Raw genomic sequence first — 20,291 nt, 5'->3', positions numbered from 1 at the left:
GACGGTTTTACTCCTAGAAAGGGGGAATTCGAGTGCTGGACGCCCTGATGAGTGCGGAGGAGAAAGAGCTGCGAGATGAAGCTCGCTCATTTGTAAGGGAAGATGTGGATCGGGATCTGTTGATCAGTATGGATAGAGAGGAAATCATTTATCCGCGGGAGTTCATGGAAAAAGCGGCATCGCGGAAATTGCTGGGTTTGCGTTTTCCTCGCAAATACGGTGGGAGGGGGCTGCCATGGACCTCGGAGATCGTGGTTCTTGAAGAGATGGGCGTGCTGGGGACATCCCTGGCCTGTCTCTATTCCCTGGTCAGTATCGTGGGAGAAGCAATTGCTGTCTTTGGCACGGAAGAATTGAAAGAAAAGTATTTGAAGCCCACGATAGAAGGGAAACTGACAGCTGCAGAGGCCCTGACCGAGCCGCGGGGAGGTTCTGACTTTTTTGGCACGACCACGACCGCTCGCCGTGAAGGAGACGGTTACATTCTCAACGGTCAGAAAAGGTTCGTGGTTGGTGCCGAGGGGGCCGACTACTTTCTGGTTTACGCACGCACGGATCCGGATGGTCCTCCGCACAAATCGATCAGTGCGTTCATCGTGGATCGGGCTGCCGGCGTGAGGGTGGATCATGTATATGGAATGATGGGGACCCGGGGCGGGGGGACCGGAAGGTTGGTTTTCCGCGACGTGCGCGTGCCTGCCCGGAATATGGTCGGCGAGGAGAATCAGGGCCGGGAGATATTCTACCGCATGATGATTCCGGAGCGGATGACCAGCGCCGCGGGAGCCGTGGGAATGGGCAGGGCTGCGTTGGAGGTTGCAGCCCGCTACAGCACTCGCCGCAAGGCTTTCGGACTGGAGATCAAAAACTTTCAGGGGGTAAGTTTCAAGGTTGCCGAAAGTATTTCCCGTCTTGATGCAGCACGCGGCCTGGTTTATGCTGCGGCCAGATCGGTTGATGGCGGCGACAACCCGCGCCGTTCCCGGAGGTTGGTCTCCGAGGCAAAGAAAATGTCCACCACCTATGCCTGGGAAGTAATAAACGATGCCATGCAGATCATGGGCGGTATTGGCTATACCAATGTATACCCGCTGGAAAAATTGTTGCGAGATACCCGTCTGATCATGATCTGGACGGGAACCAACGAGATCATGAATTTGATTATCCAGCATGAGTATTACCGTGAACTTCTGGCCGATCCGTCTCCAGCCCGTGATATCGAAAACGATGCTGAAGAGGCCGGCAGGGAGGAAGAGAAAATTTATGAATAAACTTTGCCTGGAACCCGCGGTATCTGCTGTGAATTGAATCAAGGGCAGATCTTTTATCCGTAAATCGGTTATTTCCGGGGCGGTTCAGGTATGTCAATTCGAGGAGGCGCACCATGGAGGGGTGTGCCTTCCCTGTTCTTGTACTGCTTGCCTGCCGGGCTTCAGATTTCACCTTGCTGTCAAAGTAGTTACTGGAAGGGACGATCAATATAAACAATTATCATATTGCGGGGGCAAAAAATGATGCGTTTTATTCCTTCCCCCGGCAGGATGATCAACCTGTGAATATTCCACGGGGGTTGTTTCTTTTGCGAAAGCGGAGATGCTCCTCCACGAAATGTTCCACGCTTGACCCCCTGTTGAAAGCCGCCCACTGCAAACGTGGCAGGCCATTCCAGTCCGTGGGGGAGATGAGTGCTAACAGCAGGGTTTTGCGGTTCTGCATATTGCGCGGCATCTTTTCCCAGTGACTGCCGCGGTCGTAGGATATCCTTTGCCGGAGTATATTCTGCGTTATCCAGTTTATTTTGAGTGTTCTTCTGTCAATCTCCAGGAAAGGAAATATCCTGTCGGTGGCAGAGAAAGGAAATTCGATCGTCGGCAACCATTTCTGGCCTGGGAGGCGCTTCTCCTCGATCTTGCGGCAATAATTGAGAGTATGGCATTTTCGGTATCCGCTGCACCAGGCCAGATGCAAATTGGCGTCGGCGTCTTCGCCAAGGAAGGGATAGAAATTGTTCTGTCCCCCTGCCAGGATCGTTGCTTTCGACCAGCGTTTCTCTATCAGCGAGAAGGTGCGGTGACAGAGGGGGGTACGCCCCCTTTCCCTGAAGTTATAAACGATGTGCAACTCGTTGTTTTTATCGATGACGGCATGCCCGTGGTTGGTATTCCCTCCACCACCAAAATCGATTATTCCGGGCCCCCTCCATCTATTGTCATGGAAATAATGATGTTTCAGCCACCACTGTTCTTCCCTTGCAGAGGAAAGGAAATAGAGAAGGTGCATGGTGCCACGGTAGTCGCCGACCAGTTGAATCTGGTTTATCCGGCGATTTTTATTTTCCCGGTGAAAAAAGCTTTCTTCCCATGCCGCGCCCGTTTTTGTCCTCAATTTCAAATTGCCACGATGGTCTGCGGCCACAAGAAAAATTGTGTTGCCCATGCCACGGGAAGCGGTGTAGATGCTGACTTCTGCGGAGAGCTTCTGCACGGTGGACCACCCGGAGGAAAGGTGGTAACGCTTGCAGTACAGTTCTTTATTTTTTCCAAGAAAAAAAAGGGTAGCACTTTTCCCCGGTTCCATGACTATCAATGGCCGGAGCGGGGAAAAATTTTGATCTGCATGAAAATGCATCTGTGACCTCCTTGCAGGCGGCGGGTTTTATTCCGGGGTGAGACTATCCTTGCTCGAAGCCAGTCCTGAAATATATATATGTAAAATTGTGCTTGTTAATATTCAAAAACAAAAAAACCGTTAACCAGGAAAAAAATAACGACCCCGGGCCGGGTGCTACAGCCTCGATTGGCAGACGAAACGAGGGGATCGGGAATCTTCGGTTACTCACGTTTTCCCTTGATTTTGCACGTACCCGCAACACGGTAAATGAAACCCGGGGTGCAATATTTACTTCCGTAATGGCAACAGGGCGTTGGATGCTATCCATATTTGCCCTGGCCGTGATTTTTCCACCTCGCCTCGCTGACACTGCAGAATATTATGAAGGAAAGTTTGCCCTTGCCGGAGACAGGAGGCCGTTCGGTGGGGAATGGAGTACGGACAGCACGGCGAAGATCAGGGTTTGTCGTGAAGAACTGCCGTCTTCGTGATGCCTTTTTCGGGGAAGGCGCCCTTGTTTTTGGAACAAATTAAATGGTATAATGAGCAAAAAATACAGGAGACAGGGTACGTGGAACAAAGAGAAATTCAAATCGGGCTGCTGGGAATGGGAACGGTCGGGGGAGGGGTTGTTTCCCTGCTTCACAAAAACGGGGCATATATCCGGGCCAAGAATGGGGTTAATTTGAATATAAAGAAGATACTTGTTCGTGATCCCTCCAAGGCAAGGGCCGTGGATGGCTTGCCTTCCTCGATTTTCACCCGTGATGCTGCGGAGATACTTTCTGATCCCGGGATAGACATCGTTGTGGAATTGATCGGGGGGATCGAGCCTGCCCATAGCTATATGGACGAAGCTTTGAAGCAAGGAAAATACGTGGTTACCGCCAACAAGGATGTTATGGCCCACCACGGAGCGGATTTGCTTTCAACAGCCGGGGAAAATAACAGGGCAATTTTTTTTGAAGCCAGCGCCGGTGGCGGGATACCCCTTATCAGGCCTCTCAAGCATTGCCTTTCTGCCAACCGTATTGAAAGGGTCATGGGGATCATAAACGGAACCACGAACTATATCCTGACCCGGATGAGTTTTGCCGGCCTGGAACTGGATCAGGCCTTGAAGGAGGCCCAGGAGAAGGGTTTTGCCGAAGCCGATCCTTCCAATGACCTGGAAGGCCGGGACGCCGCTTACAAGTTGATAGTTCTTTCCGGGTTGGCTTTTGGCAGTTTCGTGAATATCGATGACGTTCATGTTCAGGGCATAAAAAATGTTACTGCCCGGGATCTGTTCTATGCGCACCAGTGGGGCTATACCATCAAGCTTCTGGCCACAGGGGAGCGGGTCAACGACGGCCTTTCACTTCGCGTTTTTCCCGCCCTTCTGCCCCTGAAACATCCCCTCGCCTCTGTCTACAATGAATTCAATGCTCTTTTCGTGGAAGGTGATGCGGCGGGAGAGCTCATGTTTTATGGAAAAGGAGCCGGGGCATTGCCCACGGCAAGCGCCGTGGTTTCCGATATCATCGATGCTGCACGCTGCCTTTCCTACGGGCCAAACAATGGAATTTACACGGCGCCTTCAAAGGATGTCCGCATTGTACCTGAAGAAGAAATCTATTCCAGCTTCTATCTGCGCTTGCAGGCCCAGGATAGGCCGGGAGTATTCGCATCCATAGCTACTGCATTCGGGGATGAGAATGTGAGCCTCGACATGATCTTGCAGAAACGCGGTGAAGTGGGAACAGCCGAAATCGTTCTGGTTACCCATGATGTTCACGAGGACGATTTTTTCCGGGCATTGGACCATATCGGACGTATGCCCCCAATTGGCAAGATCAACAGTGTTTTCCGGGTTCTCAACAAGGAAAATGGCGACTGATCCAGGCGGTTTGGCGATCCATCTCCGCTCTCCATGATCGACTGTATGCTTGCCCTGCCATTATCTTCTACCCGTAACAGGCAGGAATAATTCCGACAACGTGGAATATAATATTGATTAACAGTTGTATATATTACAGTATATAGTTGAGAGCCATAGCCCGTAAAAAAATACTATTGCAGGTGATCTTTTTGAATATATCCCCGTTGTCTTTCCGTCCAACATGGACGGAAATTGATCTCAATGCCATCATTCATAATATCCGGGAATTCCGGCGCATACTTCCTTCCGGGGTGAAGATCATGGCCGTGGTCAAGGCGGATGCTTACGGGCATGGGGCGGTGGAGGTTGCCCGGGCCATGGTCAGGGGGGGTGTGGATTGGTTTGCCGTAGCTTTCCTTGAGGAGGGAGTGGAATTGAGACTGGCGGGGATAAAAACCCCGATACTGCTGATTGGCCCGACTCCCCCGGAGCAGGTGGCGGCGGTAATAAAGTACAACCTTACCCAGACCATTTTTTCACGGGAAACGGCCGCGGCTCTTTCCCTTGAAGCAGTCAAGCAGCGGGTCAAGAAACCTGTTCATGTCAAGATAGATACCGGCATGGGGCGTGTTGGTATAGCACCGCAGGATACATTGGAATTCATCAAAGAAATCTCGTCGTATCCTGGAATAACAGTTGAAGGATTGCTTACCCACCTGGCTTCGGCCGATGAAGAGGATCTGTCCTATACCTACCAGCAGATCAAGCTTTTCAACGAAACGATACGTTCATGTCGGGAATCCGGAATAGAGATACCGTTGATCCACGCGGCCAACAGTGCCGGGGCAATCAATGTAATGGAATCGCATTACAATCTTGTCCGCCTGGGACTTTCCATCTACGGACACTATCCCCCGGGAAAAGCCATTGCCGATCACATCAGCTTGCAGCCAGCTCTGTCCTTCAAAACGCAGATTGTCTATCTCAAAGAAGTGCCGGCGGGGGCTTCTGTCAGTTATGGCGGTACTTTTGTCACGGAACGCGAATCGTTGATCGCCACTGTTCCGGTCGGTTATGCCGACGGGTACAACCGCCTTCTTTCCAACCGGGGCCGTGTTCTGGTGAAGGGAACCCGGGTGCCAGTTGTGGGGAGGGTCTGCATGGATTACGCCATGGTCGACGTTACCGGAGTGGACGGGGTCCGGATCGGTGACGAGGTGGTTCTTTATGGCCGCCAGGGGGAGGAAGAGGTGACCGTGGAAGAGGTTGCCACCCAACTGGACACGATCCCCTATGAATTGTTGTGCGCGGTTCACAAGAGGGTTTCCCGCTTCTACATGGAAGAAGACCGGGTGGTATCTTTCCGCAATCTTCTGGGACGCAATTATCTGGCTGACGGCCCCACAAAAAAATCCGCGGATATGGATTATTGAATTGCAGAATGGTAAAAAGTAATCCATGAAGGGATGTTGACAGGGGCCGCGATTGTAATATAAGGGATCAACTCGAGCGTGAAGGCATTTCTTGGGAGGTGTTTGTTTTGACCGAAACGAAAAGGATCATGATCAGTTTGCCCCACAATTTGTTGCGAGAGGTCGATGGAGTGGTTGCCAGAGAAAAACGAACCCGCAGCGAATTTATCCGTGAAGCGATGAGGCTATATCTGAGGGAAAGAGAGAAACAGCAGATCCGTGAAAGGATGGAGAAGGGATACCTTGAAATGGCCGGGATCAACCTTTCTCTTGCCAGGGAGTCCCTGGAGGTTGAAAACGAATCGATACAGGTTGCCGAAGAAATGATACGTGGAGAAAGAAGATAATAAACATGGAAATAAAAAAAGGCCATATATTTTATGCGGATTTGAGCCCGGTGGTTGGATCCGAGCAGGGGGGGGTCAGGCCGGTCCTTGTAATTCAAAATGATATCGGGAATCGTTACAGCCCCACTGTCATTGTAGCGGCTATTACCTCGCAGATCGACAAGGCCAAGCTACCCACTCATGTGGAGATAAGCGCTCGGGCATCCAATCTTGAAAAAGACTCGGTTATTTTGCTGGAACAGATACGCACCATCGACAAACAGCGGCTGCAAAAAAAGGTGGCCGAACTTCATGAGGATGCCTTGATTGATATAAACGAGGCTTTGAAGATAAGCCTTGGCCTGATCGATTTTTGACTTACATAACGGGTTCTGCCGATAAGTGGAGTGTGGTGGAAAATTGAGAAGAAAGATTATCGGCATCACCTGTGATTGGGAAGAAAACAGGGGCCGAATTTTTCTTGAGGAGGCGTACTCCGAAAAGGTGGCAGAAGCAGGGGGCGTTCCGCTGTTGGTTCCCCACCTTGAAGAAAGGTTCTGGCCTTTTTTGATGGGATTGTTTGATGGTTTCGTTCTCTCCGGTGGCGGCGATGTCAGCCCCCTGATCATGGGTGAGGAGCCTCTTTCCGGGGAAGGTGAAATATTTCCGCCGCGGGATCGGATGGAACTTTATCTGGCCAGGCAATGCCTGGCCAATCACGTACCGCTTCTGGGTATCTGTCGGGGGATGCAGGTTATCAACATTGCCGCCGGTGGAACTATATTTCAGGATGTCAACGATCAGCACCCAGGGCACATTCAGCACATGCAGAGGGCTCCCCGCCGTTATCCTTCTCACCGCGTTGAAGTGGTAGCCGGAACCCTGTTGCATGAAATTGTCAGCAGGACGGTTCTGGAAGTCAACAGCTTTCATCATCAGGCCGTCCGTGATGTGCCTGCTGCCCTGATCGTGGCAGCCAGGTCTGCCGATGGAATCATTGAGGCCATAGAAGGCACGGATTCCAACTTCATCCTGGGTGTGCAATGGCATCCCGAAGCAATGAATGATCATGCCTCGCGGGCAATCTTCGCTTCTTTCGTGGCCAGTATTGATCTCCAACAATAAACCGTATTCTGTCCTTCGTGAAACCCCTTTTTCACCTCCGGGCATGGCCAACAATACCTTCTTGATTGCCAACAATTTTCACAGGTTTACCTGGCGGCTGACCATGACCACCCGTGGTTTTCCTTCCTTACATTGCCATGCAAGTACAATTCTTGCATGGTTTCCTGTTCTTCTTTGCAAGAAATCCTTCTGCTATCAATGATATGCTGAACCAACCTATTTCCGTTTGTTTTGATGGGACGGCTGAATGGTTGCAAGCCATGATAAAAAATAATCTGGTCCCCGAAATTTGCGATCAACCGGAATTCAACCGGAACCGTGGCGGGAAAAATGCTGAAACGAGCCGTTCCCCGGATATCGATCTGGACTGACAGAAAATTATTTCGGCAAGTATAGTAAGCCCTGTACAGGAAAAACTTGTACTGTTATTTCACTTGCGGAGAAGAATTGTTAAACCATGAATTTTTTTGCTCGCCTGTTTCGTGGGAAAAAGAAACTGGTTTTCGATGACAACGCAGACATCAGCGAAAGGTATCACGCTGCTCGTGAAATGAAGCTGGTTTCCGACCTGACAGAAAATATCGCCATGATCGAGAAGGTCAGCGGCTCCAGCGCCGATCTGAATATAAGGCGTTTCAAGACCGGCAACGAGGTGGCGGTAGCCGCTATCTTTCTGGATGGATTGGTTGATGACAGTATTCTACAGGAAACGCTCAAGGTTTTGATGGTCAAGACTGCCGAAGTGCCCCGGTTGCAGGCCCGTAAAGAACAGATAATTTCCGCCGCCATGGAACATCTTGCCGTGGTCAACGATATTGAAGAAGTCGATAATATAGCCGAATTGTTTTACAGTCTTTCTTCCGGGGACACAGCGCTTATTTTTGATGGTACTCCCGCGGCGCTACTCTGCGATACCCGAAGTTTAAAAGAGAGGGGTATCCAGGAACCCGATGCAGAATTGACAATCAGGGGGCCGCGCGACGGTTTTTTGGAAAACCTGCATACGAATATTTCCCTGGTCAGGAAGCGCATCCGGGTGCCCGACCTGTGGATCGAAAAAATCACTATCGGCCGCCTGACCCGGACGGAAGTGGCCTTTGCCTATATCAAGGGGCTGGCCACGGATAAACTTGTTGATGAGGTGCGCCTCCGCCTGCAGCGCATCGATATAGATGGGGTTCTGGAGTCCGGTTATCTGGAAGAATACATAGCTGATGAACCTTTTACCCTGTTCCCCCTGCTCTACCCTACCGAAAGGCCGGACCGGACCTGTGCTGCCTTGCTGGAGGGGAGGGTGGCCATCTTCACCGACGGCACCCCCCAGGCCCTTCTGGCACCCGCCAATTTTTTCATGTTTCTGCAGGCGCCGGATGATTATTATGAAAACTGGATGGGGGGAACCTTTATCCGGGTGCTGCGCTATCTTTCCCTCTTCTTCTCTCTTTTTCTGCCCGGGTTCTACGTGGCGCTGATCAATTATCATCAGGAGATGATCCCCACGGAACTGCTATTGAGAATAATCGCCTCCCGTCAGGGGGTTCCCTTTCCCGTTACTGCCGAGGTAGTGATCATGGTGGTCCTCGTTGAGATCCTGCGAGAGGCAGGCGTCCGCCTGCCAAAAGCAACAGGTATGGCGGTCAGTATTGTCGGGGCCCTGATCCTCGGGGATGCCGCCATAAGGGCCGGGCTGGTGTCTCCGATAGTGGTGACCGTGATTTCACTCATGGCCATCGCCGGTTTTACGGCTCCTTCGTTTTACCTGGGTATCAGTATCCGTCTCATGAGGTTTGTTTTTATCATCGCGGCTTCCCTCTTCGGATTGCTGGGAATGCAGGTTGCTATCTTTTTTCTGGTTGTCCATCTCGTTTCCCTGCGTTCATTCGGGCTTCCTTACATGGCCCCGCTGGCTCCGCTCATTACCCGCGATCTGAAGGATTTTATCCGGATGAGGTGGCCATCGATGTTGACCCGTACCAAATTTCTGGGTGAAAAAGAACCCCAGCGTCAACCGGCAGGGCAGGGGGCCAAACCTTGCCGGGGTCAACAAGAAACTGAAAAGGAGGAGGATTGAGCAATGAATACAACAAAACTCACCAATCGGCAGTTATTTTTTATTCTCTTTATGATTCGTACCACCATCATTGTGGCCGTTCTGCCGCCGGTTGTGACAGTTTTCAATACCCTCCAGGACGCATGGGCATCGGTGATAGTTTCTTTTTTCACGGCCTCGGTACTGGTGATCATCATTTGCAGGTTGGGCATTCATTTTCCGCAGATGACCGTTTTTGAATACAGTCAGAAATTGCTGGGTCCCTGGTTTGGGCGGGTTCTCTGTTTTTCGTTCCTGTGGGGGCTTCTGGAGATAGCCGCCGTGGACATTCGTATCTACGGCGAAGCGCTCGTCGCCAATTTTTTCCCGAACACGCCGCTAATTTTTGTCATTGCCTCGGTGGCGGCCGTTTCTGCCCTGGCTGCTTACCAGGGCCCGGTTGTCATGGGCAGGGCCGCCGACCTGTTATTCCCATTTTATGTGTTGATGATCGTGTTGAGCATAACCATTCCCCTTCCACAGGCGATCAACCAGTTACACAACCTGCAGCCGGTTCTGGCTCGCGGCATCATGCCGATTCTGGGGGGAAGTGCTGTTATCACGGCCATGATTGCCAATCACCTCGTTTTGACGGTGTTGATTCCCGCCGTCACCAAACCCGAAAAAAGTTTGAATACGGCTCTCTGGTCCCTGGGTGCCTCCACTCTGACCATTGCCGTTGTCGCAGTGGTAACCGTCGCTGTCCTGGGCCCGCGGAAGGCTTCCAGAACATTCTTGCCTTTTTTCGGCATGATCAGGACGGTATTGCTCAGCAGGGCTTTCGAGAGGGTGGAGATACTTGCCCTGGCCACCTGGGGGTTCGGCCTTTTCATACTTCTTTCCATTATAATTTACTCCGGATCCAGGGGTCTTTCCCAGATCATGGGGTTGAAGGATCATCGCCCTTTGATTGCGCCCATGGTGGTGATATGGTCCACCCTTGCCACGTATTCCATGGGAAGCGTATTCGAGACCAAAGAGGCTTTCCGCCCGGATATTTTTGTATCTTACTGGACAGGGTTGATCCTGTTTCCCTTTGCCGTACTGTGGGGAGCCTATTTTATCAGAAGGAGAAAACTATGATGCGCATCGGGACAGTGACAGCCTTGATGGTAGTGGTCATGATCTGTTCCACATCGTTGACCGGATGCTGGAATTTACATGAACCCGAGGATCTGGCCGTGGTTCTGGCCACAGGTTTTGATTATGATGATGAAAAAGAACTTTTCAACGTTATCGTCCAGCTGGCCAACCCCCTCGGGGTAATGTCCACCGCGGGTGAAGGATCGGCAGGCAAACAAAAATCTTTTGAAGTGCTCTCGGCCTGCGGAAAAACACCCTTTGAAGCGATGCAATCCTTGGGGCAGACTTCCTGCCGGATGGTCTTCTGGGGGCACAATCGTGTGATCCTCTTCTCGGAGAAGATGGCCCGTCGCGGGATAAAAGAAGCCCTCGATGTCCTCGAGCGTAGAAGATTGACCCGACTTACCGCCCGGCCCGTGGTGGTCCAGGGGGATATCCGCAAAATGATGGAATCCGAATGCCCTTTTGAAGAGACGGGTGCCGAGGGGCTAGAAAAAATGATAGCCACCGTTTCGTATGAAAAATCGGTCATAAACACCAATTTGTTTATCGATCTTTACAATATCTTGGAGGAACCGGGAAAGGAGATATTCATGGGAAAGGTAAAGGTTTGCGAAGAAGAAAACGGGGAGGAGGGCAGCACTCTGGTAAAGGTTGGTGGAGGTGCCATTTTCAAGGGGGACCGCATGGTGGGGTGGGCCAGTCAGCAGCAGACCGAGGGGTGGCTGTTTGCCTTGGAACGCGGTTACGCCTTCAATTTCAACATTGAATGTCCGGGAAGTTCCGGGGGACATATCGCCATTGAAGTGCTGAAACCGGAAAGCAGCATGAAGGTTACGAGCAAAGGCCGGAAAGTAAGAATCAAGCTGAAAGTAAAAGCCAGAGGGACTATCGAGAATATACCCTGCAAAACAAATGTCATGGACAGGGATTTCAGGCGGGCGGCGGAGCGAAGATCCGCGCAGGCAATCCGCAACCGGATCAACGACATGATCGGAAAGTCGCAGGAACTAGAAAGCGATGTCTGCGGGTTCGGGTATCTGATTTACCGCGAGAGGCCGGATATATGGAAAAAGATCGGGGCTGATTGGAATGAGATATTTCCCCATCTTCCTGTTGATGTGGATGTACGTTTCCAGTTGATTCGTAGCGGTCTGGTGGAAAATCCCATGGGAATGCTTCAGTAGGGTGGGGAAGGGGAGGGACCGATGGTTTTTTTTGTTATTTTGGCAATGATTATCGTTGCTTTCATTCAGGGGCGGGCGCTGATCGGGCGGCAGCAGTGGGGTGAACTTGCTGTTTCCAGTTCACTATGGCTGCTGGCAATTACCCTATCTTTCCTGGCTGCCCGGGGTGTTCCATTGCCCAATTCTTTCAGAATGTTTTTTCCCATGTTTGAACGAATATATGATTTTCTGGGGATCCCCATGTTGCACTGAAAGGGTAAAGCCAATTTGTCAAGACGAGAAATACCGGAACAAATTGATGTAATCGGATCGTGGTGAAAAAGCAGTGTTGCCGGAAGAAACAGTTGATTTCAGACCACTGCCCGGTAGGTGATGGCATCGCTGTTTTCGACAACCTCGATTCTGCCTTCACTTTCAAGAAAAACCATGTGGGCGATCGTCTCCGCGATGGCAAAACGGAAATTATGAAGGGAGAGGTCGCTACCGAAAATCATACGGCAGATCGCAAAAGCAGTCTGCCCCTTCCCTGCATATTGCGCCATCAGATCAAGGCGTTCGCGGTGATGTTGAAACAGCTCCTCGATCCTGGTTCCGGCTCCGCGGAAAGGTTCCCCGTGGGCGGGAAGAACCAGATCGATATTGTAGCGGCCGATTTTATGCAATGAGGAGAAAAAATCTTTCAGCGGGTTCGGCTCACCCCCGGGCCATAGCCCGACATTGGATGTAATTTCAGGCAACAGGTGGTCGCCGGAGAAGAGGGTGTTGGTGTCCGGGCAGAAGAAACAGATATGGCCATCGGCATGGCCGGGTGTGTGGACCACTTTGACGCAAAGGTTTCCCAGCATCACCGTATCCCCTTCCTTTACCGTGTTGATCCGGGGCAGGACGGGAAAGATGTCAAGGCTGGTTTTTACCAGATTGTCCGCTATCTGATGAAGAAGTTTCTGTGGTACCCCGTGAACCAGATAGAAATCGTTCATGTTGCTCATCGTTTCGAAATCGGCCTGCCATATCGCCTGGATATCGAACAGGTCACGGGCGGACATGTAGACAGGGGCCCCGCTTCTTTCCTGGAGCCATCCGGCAGCACCGTAATGGTCGGGATGATAGTGAGTAATATATATGCTGCCAATGTCTTCCCACTTTATTCCAAGTTCTTCTATTGATCGGGTCCATCCCTCATGTGTGGGAGGGATGTTCATACCGGCATCGATGATGGACCATCCTTCATCACCCTTGACAAGATAGCAGTTGACATGATCGAGATCAAAGGGCAGGGGAAACGTAACCTTGTAAACCCCCTCTATACCCATATATTCAGGTTTGATATTCTTTCTCTCCTTCTTGAGCAATGTACACGATTCCTACAATTCGTTAAATATTCAGTAGATTCCTGCTATCTTCCACAGATATTTTATTTAAAGGTGTCCTTTCATTTGCCTCAACCTTCGAAAGTTCGGGTCGCGGGGCAGACCACAAACAGGATTGTCCTTCAAAAAACAGGTCTCCCGGTTCAGGTTCCTTCTTCGTGTTTTGCAGTGGCCGCGAGCCGATTCCCGGCGAAGGCATTGTCGGGAAGGAAGGGCAGGATTACAAATGATCCATGGAGAAATATTCAATACCGGAGAAACAGTATTTTTTCGCATGAATCGTTTGTTAAAATATATCACAGGGGAGGTTTTAGCCTTGAAGTATCTGTTGACCATTGACCAGGGCACGACTGGAACGACGGCTATCATTTGGGATGAGGACGGCTTGCCTCTGGCTCGGGTGAACCGCGAGCACAGACAGTTCTATCCGCAGCCTGGCTGGGTTGAACACGATGCCGGGGAAATCTGGAGCGCCGTTGTTGATACTGCCGGGCAGGCACTGGAGGAAGCGGCTGTCCGGCCGGCGCAGATTGCGGCCATCGGTGTTACCAACCAGCGGGAAACCTGTGTTTTCTGGGACCGGGCTACGGGCAAGCCGCTCTCGCGGGCTATCGTCTGGCAGTGTCGCCGTACTGCATCGCTGTGCGAGGAATTGCGCGCGAAGGGGTACGAAGATCTATTTCGTCAAAGAACCGGCCTGATCCTTGATCCCTATTTCTCCGGTACAAAGTTGAGCTGGGCACTGCAGAACATCGAGGCTGTCAGGGAAGCATCTGCGGAAGGAAGACTGGCCTTCGGCACCATCGATAGTTGGTTGATTTACAATTTTACCGGCGGAAAGGTTCATGCCACCGATTATTCCAATGCTTCACGAACCCTTCTTTTTGATTTGCATCGCCTGGAATGGAACCCGGAACTGCTGAAGATCCTGGATGTTCCGGCCGAGGTTCTTCCCCGGGTGTTACCCAGCAGCGGGATTTTCGGCATGACGGCACCGGATTCTTTCCTGGGGATGGAAGTGCCCATCGGCGGGGTGGCCGGAGATCAGCAGGCAGCCCTTTTCGGGCAAGCTTGCTTCGAGCCGGGTATGGCCAAGAACACATACGGGACAGGCAGCTTCCTTCTGATGAACACCGGCAAAAAAATTGTTTCTTCCCGCGCGGGCCTTCTCACCACCGTGGCCTGGGGGCTCGAGGGGGAGGTGGAATATGCCCTGGAGGGCAGCGTTTTCATTACCGGTGCGGCGATCCAGTGGCTGCGCGATGAGCTTGGCATCATCGAGAAAGCCTCGGAAGTGGAGGCTCTGTCGCGTGCTATTCCGGATACCGGCGGCGTTTACTTTGTTCCCGCCTTCGTGGGATTGGGAGCTCCATACTGGGATCCCTACGCGCGGGGCCTTATCATCGGTATAACCAGGGGAACGGGAAGGGCACACATTGCCCGTGCAGCCGTGGAGGCCATGGCTTTTCAGAGCCGCGATGTGTTGGAACTGATGAACAGGGAATCGGGTATCTCGCTGAAAGAGATACGTGTTGATGGCGGTGCCGCTGCCAATGATTTCCTTCTACAATTTCAGGCCGACCTGATCAACCTGAACGTTCGCCGTCCGGCCACCCTGGAAACAACCTCGTTGGGAGCGGCTTACCTGGCCGGGTTGGCGGTGGGTGTCTGGAAAAGCCGTGAAGAGATTGCCGACATGTGGAAAGAGGATGCCTGCTTTGAATCGGCAATGGGCGATGTGGAACGCAAGGAGCATTACCGCCGCTGGAAAGCAGCGGTGGAGCGTTCCTTGAAATGGGAAGACACAGAGTGATTGAAAAAAAACAGAGTAAAGGATCGGGTAAACCATGTTCAACGAAGCTTGCTTGATTTACTGTACAGATGGCGGGGAAGAGAAAACGCTGCAATTCAAGAACCTGGCTTGCCGGAAACCGGAATTGCAGATCCGGGTGGAGGAGGAACGGATTTCATCCGGCACGTTGCTCCGTCTGACCCTTCAGACAACCACGCGGATGGAGTTGGTTGATTTTCGGCTGGAAGCGCGTCCGTTGGGGATAGACAAAAATACGCTGATGATGGTAAATGGTTTTCAATCCTGGAGCTCCAGCCACGAGATGGCAAGTGACGAAAGGATCAAACCCGTTTTTTCCCTTTCCCGCTTTGCCACCGAACCTTACGGGGATTACGGTATTTACAGATATCCACATCGGCGGGGAAGATTGCACTCATGGACCTATACCCATTTTCGCAATCCATCCGCTCCATTTTACCTTTTTGGTTCCGTGGATGAGTCGCCAGGCTATACCCTCTTTGATTATGATTTTGACATCGGCACGCTTGTCATCAGCCGCGATTGTCGGGGTGTTTTTCTTCGTGAGGGGGAGAGCTACACCCTGTTGAATCTATATCTTGGTGAAGGCGATGAGAAAGAACTTTTTGCAGATTATTTTTCCCGGTGGTCACTACCCCGGAAAGGGGCACCCCGATGTACCGGCTGGACCAGCTGGTACAACTATTATACCAATGTCACGGCGGATATAATCGAAGAGAATCTTGAAGCCATCCGCAAGGAGAAGATCCCCATTGACGTTTTTCAGATCGACGACGGATATCAACGGGCCGTGGGGGATTGGCTGGAGGCCAACGAGAAGTTCCCGCAGGGGATGAAAGCGGTAGCTGTGAGCATCCGCCGGCAGGGTTTGAAGCCGGGGCTGTGGCTGGCGCCGTTCATCTGTGAACGAAATTCCCGTCTGTTCAGGGAGAAGCCCGAATGGTTACTGAGGGATGACCGCGGCAAGCCCGTCAGGGCCGGATGGAATCCCATGTGGAGTGGTTTCTTTTACGCACTGGATTTCTATGCCGATGGATTCAAAGATTATCTGCTGGAGGTTCTGCGGACTGTTGGCGAGGAATGGGGTTTCGAGCTGCTCAAACTTGATTTTCTTTACGGAGTTGCCATTCTGCCCCACCGTGGGCGCAGCCGCGGGCAGATCATGAGCGAGGCGATGGATTTTATCCATGAAAATGCCGGCCGTTGCCGCCTGCTGGGGTGTGGTGTCCCGCTCGGACCCGCAATGGGGAAAGTTGATTATTGCCGCATCGGCAGTGATGTGTCCCCTTTCTGGGAATACCGCTTGCTCAAATTGATCAATGTTCGCGAAAGAATATCCACCATCAACTCGTTGCGCAACACCATTGGCAGGGCAAGGCTTGACGGTTATGCTTTTCGCAACGACCCCGATGTATTCATCTTGCGCGATGGAAAGGCCGGAGTCAACCGCAACAAACTGAACAGGCAACAGCGCTTTACCCTCTTTTTCGTCAATCATCTGCTGGGGGGCCTCGTTTTTCTTTCCGACAACATAGGGGAATACAGTGTTGAACAGATGAATCTTCTGCGGCAGGCTTATCCGGCAAAAAAGAGGGAAATCATCGATATGATCCCGCAAGGTGACCTCTATCGCATCCGTTTCAGGGTCAACGGGGATGAATACCTCGCCCTGATCAACCTGGGAGGCAAAGCATGCCGTGTAAAGATGGGCCAGGGAACTTATTTTAATCCGGGCCGATTCATCATTCACGGGAACGACGAGGTGCAGTTGTCGCCATACGAATCCCTCTGCCTGCGAAAGGTGGTGCCGATTGATGGCGAACCTTTCCTTCTGGGCGCTTCCGGTCATATTTACCCCGGTGCACAGATCGAAGAAGTGAAGATAGAAAAGGATGGCGTTACTCTCGATATGGACAGGGAGGCAGCGGCGGAAACAAGGGTGTTTTTCGGTGTACCCTCCAGGGAGACCGTTTTATGTGTCAACGGGACCGATTACCGGGCTTGCCTGCAAGAAGATATGTACTATGTGGTAGTCAAACCGGAACCCGGGAAGACACTGCCGCCGGAGCGGGATAGAGGGAAAAAAGAATTGCCGCCTTCCCTGCCCCGTCAGGAACCGGGGCGGCCCACGGCCAGGAAGTTGTATCGAAAAGGCCGGGGCAAATGGCGGGAATAAATAAAGGAGATGCGGATATACATTAACTGTATCCTGTTTGGTGCATTATTCAATTTGCTGTTTGTATTTGTATTTGAAGGCCTGTCACCGTTATAGTAAAATGAAATGGCAGCAGGAAAATGATCTGAAATTTGCAGGATGGTTTTGCATTTGACCGGTTATCGGTTGTTGCAGTCAACAATCAAAAGAAAGAGGTGAAAATCGAGATGAAGGTCAGGGGAAATTTACTGTTGTTGTTGGCGGTTTCATTGGTCGCCTGCATGATTCTTGGGGGCTGTGGCGGTGTTCAAAGTTCACCGGCGAAGGTGGTCGAAGCCTATTTTGATGCCTTTCAACAGAAAGATATGAAAACGGCCATCGGCTATACCCTGAATGACGAGATGAACGATGAATACCTGGCGAATATGGAAGAGCTTCTGAAGGATTTTGAAATCAAAAGCTACAAAGTGGAGAAAGTTGAAAAACTGAACAAGACTCAGGCACTGGTAAGTGTGGAGGTTACGACAGCGTACAGGGGCAATGAGAACAAATCAGTTACCGAGGTTGATGTGATCAAGAGGGACGGGAAATGGTATATCGATGATGGCCGGGACAACAGTGATTGGGATGAAGATCGCAGCCCACCTGAAGGTCCCAGGGGGGATATGGATGATCACGAACACGGGGATGCAGAGAACAATGATGATGCTATTTCCGGGGATACAGACGATGATCGGGATGGCGAGGGGGAACGGTAGATAACAACAACTGGCAGCGTGCAATCGAATCAAAAAGCCTTTGGGAATATCCGTATTGCCAGGGGCTTTTTTTTGCCGGCAAGGACTGAACATGGCAACGGAAATAGAAGTTGATAGATCATCGGCATCGGAAAAGAATTGCCTTTCTGCAACAAGGGAGTCTGCCCTCCGGAAATGATTGTTTCCGATATGTGCATTGCAGATCGGGGAGCGGTCGCCGCTTGTGTGATCCTCCCCGTATATTCACGTTGCCTGTTTGAAACGGGGGGCCGGGATGTACAGGGATATTATCTGCATGTCGCGGAGAAATGGCGAGGCCGTCAATTTCGGTAGAAACCCCCGGAGGTAACAGCCGGAAATCATAGGCTGCCCAGGTTTCCGGCTGTCTACAGCATGGACGACAATACATGCACCTTGGACACTATACCTTTCAGGCTACCGTTGCCATCAACCACGGCAATGGGGAAAGGCGTTTTTGCTGCCATGCTCATGATGTCGGTCAGGACCGTGTCCGGCCTGGTCGTATTCACATCACGTATCAGTATATCCGTGATCTTCAGGTTGTTCTTGTTGGCTTGAATGGTATCATCAATGGTGATCACTCCCTGCAACCTCATCTTCTCTCCTACCACGTAGGCGCTGGAGACCCCATTGCTTTTCATCGTGTTTATGGCGTGGCCAAGACTGTCCCTCAATCTAACGACACTGTTGGGGGTAATCATCACGCTGCTGACAGTGATCACCTGGGTTTTATCCGCATTGTCTATAAATTCTTTGACATAGCCGTCGGCTGGGTGTTCACTCATTTTTTCCGGGGTTGCTACCTGAATTATTTCCCCGTCCTTCATTATGGCCACCCGGTCGCCTATCTTGAATGCCTCGTTAATGTCGTGGGTGATGAAAACTATAGTTTTATCCAATTTCCTCTGGATGGTCAGGAGCTCGAACTGCATATCTTTTCTGACCAACGGGTCCAGGGCCGAGAAAGGCTCGTCCATCAGCAGGATTTCCGGGTCGTTGGCCAGGGCCCTGGCAAGGCCGACTCTCTGTTTCATGCCACCGGAAAGGCTGGAAATTGGCTCGGTATCGTAGCCTTCCAGGCCCACCATGGATAGCATCTCTTTGGCTTTGGTGTGGCGTTCTTCCCTGGGGACTCCTTTTACTTCAAGGCCGTATTCCACATTTCCCAGCACATTTCGATGGGACATCAGACCGAAATGTTGAAAAATCATGGAAACCTGGTTTCTACGATAGTTGTTCAATTCCTTTCTATTGAATTTGCCTATATTTTTCCCCCTGTAGAATATCCTCCCCGATGTGGGTTTGTTGAGCATGTTGAAACATCTTACCAGTGTGGATTTGCCGGAACCGGACAATCCGATTATAACGAGTATTTCTCCTTCCTTTATATCCAGGGATACATCCCAAAGTGCTATTGTCACCCCTGTTTTTTTATAAATGGTATCCTTGTCCGCTCCAGCTTTTTTGAGCTTGATAGCCCTGGATTTTTCTGTTCCATAAAGCTTGGTCACGTTTCTTGTATTTAACAAAATATTATTCATTGGCCATTTCATTGTTTTTCACCAGCCCCTGGGTTAATCTATCCATTACAACTGCTATGATCACTATGGCAGTGCCGGACAACAACCCCCTGCCCATCTGTATACGCTGTACCCCTATCAGTACCTCCATCCCCAGACCCGTGGCACCGATCATGGATGTGGTTACAACCATCGATATGGCCAACATGAGCGTTTGATTTACCCCGGCCATGATTGTAGGCAGGGCCTGCGGTATTTTGACTTTTATCAGGGATTGAAGATTTGTTGATCCGAAAGCCAGTGAAGCTTCCAGAACTTCTTTGTCGATTTGTCTTATTCCGTGATTCGTAAGCCGTATAATGGGCACTATGGCATAGATGGTGGTGGCAATAACTGCCGGTGGTTTACCCAAACCAAAAAACAACAGGGCCGGTATAAGGTATACGAATACAGGCATGGTCTGCATGGTGTCGAGCAGGGGCCGGATCATTCCGTCGGCCCTGTCGTTGGCTGATATCAGGATTCCCAGGGGGAATCCCAATATCAGCGAGATAATGACAGACGCTATGATTATGGACAGGGTTTCATTCATCATCCCCCACAATCCTGTAGCCCCTATGAACAACAACAGGCTGCAATATAACACGCCATTCTTGATTTTTTTTGATAACCTCCATCCGAGGACAAAAACCAGCAGAATTACAACGTACCAGGGAATGAAATTCAAAGTGTTGTAAATGAAATTGACAAAAACAGTCAACACGTTCCTGATGCCATCAAAAAACACATCGTATTTTATACTGAAAGCTCTCACGGCGTCGTCAATGGCTTCCAGGTTTATGGGCAGTATGAAGGGAAAACCATACAGCATGCTCATATTGAA

General features: G+C 51.1%; 18 protein-coding genes. 14 read left to right on the top strand and 4 right to left on the bottom strand.

Going from position 1 to position 20,291, the window contains the following annotated elements:
• Nucleotides 1-32: 32 nt before the first annotated feature.
• Nucleotides 33-1,271, top strand: a complete 1,239-nt coding sequence (locus GX364_07510) for an acyl-CoA/acyl-ACP dehydrogenase (GenBank protein NLI70693.1) — start codon at nt 33-35, stop codon at nt 1,269-1,271.
• Between the two features lie 274 nt (nt 1,272-1,545).
• On the opposite strand, the gene GX364_07505 is transcribed toward GX364_07510, so the two are convergent.
• Entirely contained in the window at nt 1,546-2,628 is a 1,083-nt protein-coding gene (locus GX364_07505) for a hypothetical protein (GenBank protein NLI70692.1), read from the bottom strand.
• 299 nt (nt 2,629-2,927) lie between these two features.
• Between GX364_07505 and GX364_07500 the strand changes: the two genes are divergently transcribed.
• The 10 genes from GX364_07500 (at nt 2,928) to GX364_07455 (ending at nt 12,005) form a co-directional block, all read left to right on the top strand.
• Nucleotides 2,928-3,101 (top strand): hypothetical protein, encoded by a 174-nt coding sequence (locus GX364_07500; GenBank protein ID NLI70691.1) that lies wholly within the window; start codon nt 2,928-2,930, stop codon nt 3,099-3,101.
• The gene (locus tag GX364_07495) at nt 3,101-4,489 is read left to right on the top strand and encodes a homoserine dehydrogenase (protein NLI70690.1); all 1,389 of its coding nucleotides are present in this window, start codon (nt 3,101-3,103) and stop codon (nt 4,487-4,489) included. The genes GX364_07500 and GX364_07495 overlap by 1 nt, the downstream gene beginning before the upstream one ends.
• Nucleotides 4,490-4,695: 206 nt before the next feature.
• Complete coding sequence (locus tag GX364_07490) at nt 4,696-5,904, top strand: alanine racemase (GenBank protein ID NLI70689.1); 1,209 nt, start codon at nt 4,696-4,698, stop codon at nt 5,902-5,904.
• A gap of 128 nt (nt 5,905-6,032) precedes the next feature.
• On the top strand, nt 6,033-6,290 hold the full coding sequence (locus GX364_07485) for a ribbon-helix-helix protein, CopG family (protein NLI70688.1): 258 nt from the start codon (nt 6,033-6,035) through the stop codon (nt 6,288-6,290).
• A gap of 5 nt (nt 6,291-6,295) precedes the next feature.
• Entirely contained in the window at nt 6,296-6,646 is a 351-nt protein-coding gene (locus GX364_07480) for a type II toxin-antitoxin system PemK/MazF family toxin (GenBank protein ID NLI70687.1), read from the top strand.
• Between the two features lie 43 nt (nt 6,647-6,689).
• Nucleotides 6,690-7,394: a gamma-glutamyl-gamma-aminobutyrate hydrolase family protein gene (locus tag GX364_07475; GenBank protein NLI70686.1), complete on the top strand. Its 705-nt coding sequence runs from the start codon at nt 6,690-6,692 to the stop codon at nt 7,392-7,394.
• A 457-nt stretch (nt 7,395-7,851) separates the two neighbouring features.
• Nucleotides 7,852-9,465, top strand: a complete 1,614-nt coding sequence (locus GX364_07470; protein NLI70685.1) for a spore germination protein — start codon at nt 7,852-7,854, stop codon at nt 9,463-9,465.
• A gap of 3 nt (nt 9,466-9,468) precedes the next feature.
• The gene (locus GX364_07465) at nt 9,469-10,566 is read left to right on the top strand and encodes an endospore germination permease (protein ID NLI70684.1); all 1,098 of its coding nucleotides are present in this window, start codon (nt 9,469-9,471) and stop codon (nt 10,564-10,566) included.
• Entirely contained in the window at nt 10,563-11,753 is a 1,191-nt protein-coding gene (locus GX364_07460) for a Ger(x)C family spore germination protein (protein NLI70683.1), read from the top strand. Before GX364_07465 ends, GX364_07460 begins: the two co-directional genes overlap by 4 nt.
• Before the next feature lie 21 nt (nt 11,754-11,774).
• Entirely contained in the window at nt 11,775-12,005 is a 231-nt protein-coding gene (locus tag GX364_07455) for a hypothetical protein (protein ID NLI70682.1), read from the top strand.
• 98 nt (nt 12,006-12,103) lie between these two features.
• Here the strand turns inward: GX364_07455 and GX364_07450 are convergent, their stop codons facing one another.
• On the bottom strand, nt 12,104-13,105 hold the full coding sequence (locus GX364_07450) for an MBL fold metallo-hydrolase (protein ID NLI70681.1): 1,002 nt from the start codon (nt 13,103-13,105) through the stop codon (nt 12,104-12,106).
• Between the two features lie 334 nt (nt 13,106-13,439).
• Here GX364_07450 and glpK point away from each other — a divergent pair, with 334 nt between their 5' ends.
• The 3 genes from glpK (at nt 13,440) to GX364_07435 (ending at nt 17,867) form a co-directional block, all read left to right on the top strand.
• A complete protein-coding gene (glpK, locus tag GX364_07445; GenBank protein ID NLI70680.1) occupies nt 13,440-14,936 on the top strand; it encodes a glycerol kinase GlpK in 1,497 nt (498 codons plus the stop codon).
• A 34-nt stretch (nt 14,937-14,970) separates the two neighbouring features.
• On the top strand, nt 14,971-17,130 hold the full coding sequence (locus GX364_07440; GenBank protein ID NLI70679.1) for an alpha-galactosidase: 2,160 nt from the start codon (nt 14,971-14,973) through the stop codon (nt 17,128-17,130).
• Between the two features lie 206 nt (nt 17,131-17,336).
• Nucleotides 17,337-17,867 (top strand): DUF4878 domain-containing protein, encoded by a 531-nt coding sequence (locus GX364_07435; GenBank protein ID NLI70678.1) that lies wholly within the window; start codon nt 17,337-17,339, stop codon nt 17,865-17,867.
• A 386-nt stretch (nt 17,868-18,253) separates the two neighbouring features.
• Here GX364_07435 and GX364_07430 read toward each other — a convergent pair whose 3' ends face one another.
• Together GX364_07430 and GX364_07425 are read right to left on the bottom strand one after the other, a co-directional pair.
• A complete protein-coding gene (locus GX364_07430) occupies nt 18,254-19,441 on the bottom strand; it encodes a glycine betaine/L-proline ABC transporter ATP-binding protein (protein NLI70677.1) in 1,188 nt (395 codons plus the stop codon).
• Nucleotides 19,422-20,285, bottom strand: a complete 864-nt coding sequence (locus GX364_07425; GenBank protein NLI70676.1) for an ABC transporter permease subunit — start codon at nt 20,283-20,285, stop codon at nt 19,422-19,424. The genes GX364_07430 and GX364_07425 overlap by 20 nt, the downstream gene beginning before the upstream one ends.
• Nucleotides 20,286-20,291 lie beyond the last annotated feature (6 nt).

The sequence above is a fragment of the Bacillota bacterium genome (assembly GCA_012518215.1).
Classification (GTDB): domain Bacteria; phylum Bacillota; class Dethiobacteria; order DTU022; family PWGO01; genus JAAYSV01.
The sequence above is the reverse complement of the archived record's forward strand: the minus strand, read 5'-3'. Positions and strand labels throughout refer to the sequence as shown.